Origin of the sequence: Streptomyces sp. NPDC059906 (genome assembly GCF_042730645.1) — a bacterium.
GTDB lineage: Bacteria > Actinomycetota > Actinomycetes > Streptomycetales > Streptomycetaceae > Streptomyces > Streptomyces rubrogriseus.
The window spans coordinates 1-4085 of record NZ_JBHWKU010000025.1; the positions used below are offsets into that span (position 1 = coordinate 1).

Sequence of the window (4085 nt, forward strand, 5' to 3'; positions counted from 1 at the left end):
GGTGCCGTCGGGGCGGTGGTGGAACCACTCGGGGTGTTTGTGGACCCAGGGGTGGTCGGGGGAGCACTGGAGGGCGAAGTCCAGGGCGATTTCGAGGCCGTGGCGGGTGGCTTCGGTGACGAAGTGGTCGAAGTCGTCGATCGTGCCGAGGGCGGGGTGGATGGTGTCGTGGCCGCCTTCGGGGGAGCCGATGGCCCAGGGGACGCCGACGTCGTCGCCGGTGGCGGAGAGGGTGTTGTTGCGGCCTTTGCGGTGGGTGGTGCCGATGGGGTGGATGGGGGGGAGGTAGACGACGTCGAAGCCCATGGCGGCGATGGCGGGCAGGCGGCGGGCGGCGGTGCGGAAGGTGCCGTGCGGGGTGTCGGGGGTGCCTTCGGAGCGGGGGAAGAACTCGTACCAGGCGCCGTACAGGGCGCGTTCGCGTTCGACGAGCAGGGGCAGGGGGTCGGAGGAGGTGACCAGGTCCCGCAGCGGGTGGCGGGCCAGGACCGCGTCCACCTGGGGCCTCAACGCCGCCGCCAGCCTGGACGCGGCCGGCCTGCCCTCGTCCCGCAGCGCGTCCACGGCGGCCAGCAGTTCACGCCGGTCCTCGCGTCCGGGCACGTCGGCGGCGGCCCGCTCGTACAGCCGGGCGCCCTCCTCCAGGACCAGGTCCGTGTCCATGCCCGCCGGAATCTTGATCCGGGCGTGGTGCCGCCAGGTGGTGACCGGATCGCCCCACGCCTCCACGGTGTACGACCACATCCCGGTCCCGCCCGCGGTGACGGTGGCGCCCCAGCGGTCGGTGCCCGGGGCCAGCTCCCGCATCGGCGTCCAGGGGCCCGGCCGGCCCCGCGGATCTCTCAGGACGACGTTGGCCCCCACCGCGTCGTGCCCCTCCCGGAACACGGTGGCGGAGACCTCGAACGACTCACCGGTGACGGCCTTGGCCGGCCTGCGCCCCCGCTGGACGACCGGACGGACGTCCAGGACGGGGATGCGCCCGACGACCGTGGCGCGCTCCGCGGAGGTGGCTGACGAGTGGTGCGTGGCGGGCATGACCGCTCCTGTCCGCGTCAACTGGGTGGGCGGATGACTGCTGGGGAGGTGGGTCCTGCGAGGTGCGTGCGGGGCGTACCGCAGGAGCCTTCCCACACTCTTCCGGTGGGCAATCCGGCACTTTGTTAACTACTCGCGCGTATGTCGACATCACGACACACCGCGCGATCTGACCGTCGCTTTCCCGGATGCCGCTCCCGCAATCAGCGTTCGTCGCGACATGTGCAGCTTTCCTTGCGGGCCGAAGCGCCACAAGAAGGCCGACGGGGAAAGATCCGGCCATATCGACACGCCGTGCGCGTCAGTTCCTGCCCGGCGCATCAGGGCGAAGGCCCCAACAAGGGACACATCGCGCGGTAACGTCGGGAGGGTGAAGGCGATCCGTCGACTGACCGTCCGTCCCGTTCTCCCCGACCCCCTCCGGCCGCTCAGTGATCTGGCCCGCAATCTGCGCTGGTCCTGGCACCCGGAGACCCGCGACCTCTTCCAGTCCGTCGACCCCGAGTGCTGGACCGCGTCCGGCCGCGACCCGGTACGGCTGCTCGGCACCGTCCGACCCGCGCGTCTCGCGGAGCTGGCCGGGGACCGGCGCTTCCTGCGCCGGCTCACCGCGGTGGCCGACGACCTCGACCACTACATGACCGGCGACCGCTGGTACCAGGCCCAGTCGGGCCGACTCCCCGCCGCCGTGGCCTACTTCTCGCCCGAGTTCGGCATCACCGCCGCCCTGCCCCAGTACTCCGGCGGTCTCGGCATCCTGGCCGGCGACCACCTCAAGGCGGCCAGCGACCTGGGCGTGCCGCTGGTCGGCGTGGGCCTGCTGTACCGGCACGGCTACTTCCGCCAGTCCCTGTCCCGGGACGGCTGGCAGCAGGAGCACTATCCCGTCCTCGACCCCCACGAGCTGCCCCTCGCGCCCCTGAAGGAGCGCGACGGCACCCCGGCGCACGTCGCCCTCGCGCTGCCCGGCGGCCGGGAACTGCGGGCCCGCGTCTGGCTGGCCCAGGTCGGCCGGGTGCCGCTGCTGCTCCTCGACTCCGACGTCGAGGAGAACGACCCCGGCGAACGCGGCGTCACCGACCGGCTCTACGGCGGCGGCAGCGAGCACCGGCTCCTCCAGGAGATGCTGCTCGGCATAGGAGGTGTCCGGGCGGTACGGACGTACTGCCGGCTCACCGGGCACGACGCGCCGGAGGTGTTCCACACCAACGAGGGCCACGCCGGCTTCCTCGGCCTGGAGCGCATCGCCGAACTGTGCGACGCGGGGTCGGACTTCGGCTCGGCGCTGGAGGCGGTGCGGGCCGGCACCGTCTTCACCACGCACACCCCGGTCCCGGCCGGCATCGACCGCTTCGACCGCGAGCTGGTCGCCCGCCACTTCGGCCCCGACGCCGAACTCCCGCGCATCGACGTCGAACGCGTCCTCAGGCTCGGCATGGAGACCTACCCGGGCGGCGAGCCGAACCTGTTCAACATGGCCGTGATGGGTCTCAGGCTCGCCCAGCGCGCCAACGGTGTCTCCGTGCTGCACGGCGGGGTCAGCCGGGGCATGTTCGCCGGGCTGTGGCCGGGCTTCGACGCCGACGAGGTGCCGATCACCTCCGTCACCAACGGCGTGCACGCACCGACCTGGGTGGCGCCCGAGGTGTTCCGGCTCGGCGCCCGGCAGATCGGCGTGCAGCGGGCCGAGGACGCGCTGGCCGTCGGCGGCTCGGACCGCTGGGACTCGGTCGCCGACATCCCCGACCAGGACATCTGGGAGCTGCGCCGCACCCTGCGCGCCCAGCTCGTGGAGGAGGTGCGCGAGCGGCTGCGCGCCTCCTGGCGCCAGCGCGGCGCCGGGACGGCCGAGCTGGGCTGGATCGACGACGCCCTCGACCCGGACGTGCTCACCATCGGCTTCGCGCGGCGCGTCCCGTCGTACAAGCGGCTCACGCTGATGCTGCGCGACCGGGAGCGGCTGACGGAGCTGCTGCTGCATCCCGAGCGGCCGGTCCAGATCGTCGTCGCGGGCAAGGCGCACCCGGCGGACGACGGGGGCAAGCGGCTGGTGCAGGAGCTGGTGCGGTTCGCGGACGACGCGCGGGTGCGGCACCGCATCGTGTTCCTGCCGGACTACGGCATGGCGATGGCGCAGAAGCTCTACCCGGGCTGCGACATCTGGCTGAACAACCCGCTGCGGCCGCTGGAGGCCTGCGGCACCTCCGGCATGAAGGCGGCGCTCAACGGCTGCCTCAACCTGTCGGTCCTCGACGGCTGGTGGGACGAGTGGTACCAGCCGGACTTCGGCTGGGCGATCCCCACCGCCGACGGCGTCGGCACCGACCCGGACCGGCGCGACGCCATAGAGGCCGACGCCCTCTACGACCTGCTGGAGCAGCGGATCACCCCGCGCTTCTACGAGCGGGCCGCGAGCGGGCTGCCCGACCGGTGGCTGGAGATGGTGCGCAGGACCCTCAGCCTGCTCGGCCCGAAGGTGCTGGCCGGCCGCATGGTCCGCGAGTACGTCGAGCGGCTCTACACCCCCGCCGCCGAGGCGCACCGTGCGATGGACCCGGACTCCGCGCGCGGGCTCGCCGAGTGGAAGGCGCGGGTGCGGGCGGCCTGGCCCGGGGTGAGCGTCGACCACGTGGAGACCTCCGCCGCCACCGCCAGCGCCGAACTCGGCACCACGCTCGCGCTGCGGGTGCGGGTGAAGCTCGGCGACCTCGCGCCTCAGGACGTGGAGGTGCAGGCGGTCTCCGGCCGGGTGGACTCCGAGGACCGGATCACCGACGCGGCGAGGACACCGCTGAAACCGGTGGGCGGGCCCGACCTGGAGGGCCGCTGGGCCTACGAGGGCCCGCTCGCCCTGGACCGCACCGGCCCCTTCGGCTACACGGTCCGGGTCCTGCCCGCGCACCGGCTGCTGGCCTCCGGCGTGGAGACCGGCCTGGTCGCGGTGCCCTCGGGCGACCTGGTGGAGGCGGCGGGCCTGCTGATGCGCTGACCGCCGGAGCAGCCGGGCGGCGGCGGGCGGTGGCGACGAGGAGGGCTCAGTCCTCCTC

2 protein-coding genes are annotated in these 4085 nt (G+C 73.4%); one reads left to right on the forward strand and one right to left on the reverse strand.

Going from position 1 to position 4085, the window contains the following annotated elements:
- The coding region (locus ACFV9J_RS29765) for a maltotransferase domain-containing protein (protein ID WP_385359124.1) at positions 1–1038 on the reverse strand (1038 nt) is incomplete at its 3' end.
- 370 nt (positions 1039–1408) lie between these two features.
- On the opposite strand from ACFV9J_RS29765, the gene ACFV9J_RS29770 reads away from it, so the two are divergent.
- Entirely contained in the window at positions 1409–4027 is a 2619-nt protein-coding gene (locus ACFV9J_RS29770; RefSeq protein WP_385359126.1) for a glycosyltransferase family 1 protein, read from the forward strand.
- Positions 4028–4085 lie beyond the last annotated feature (58 nt).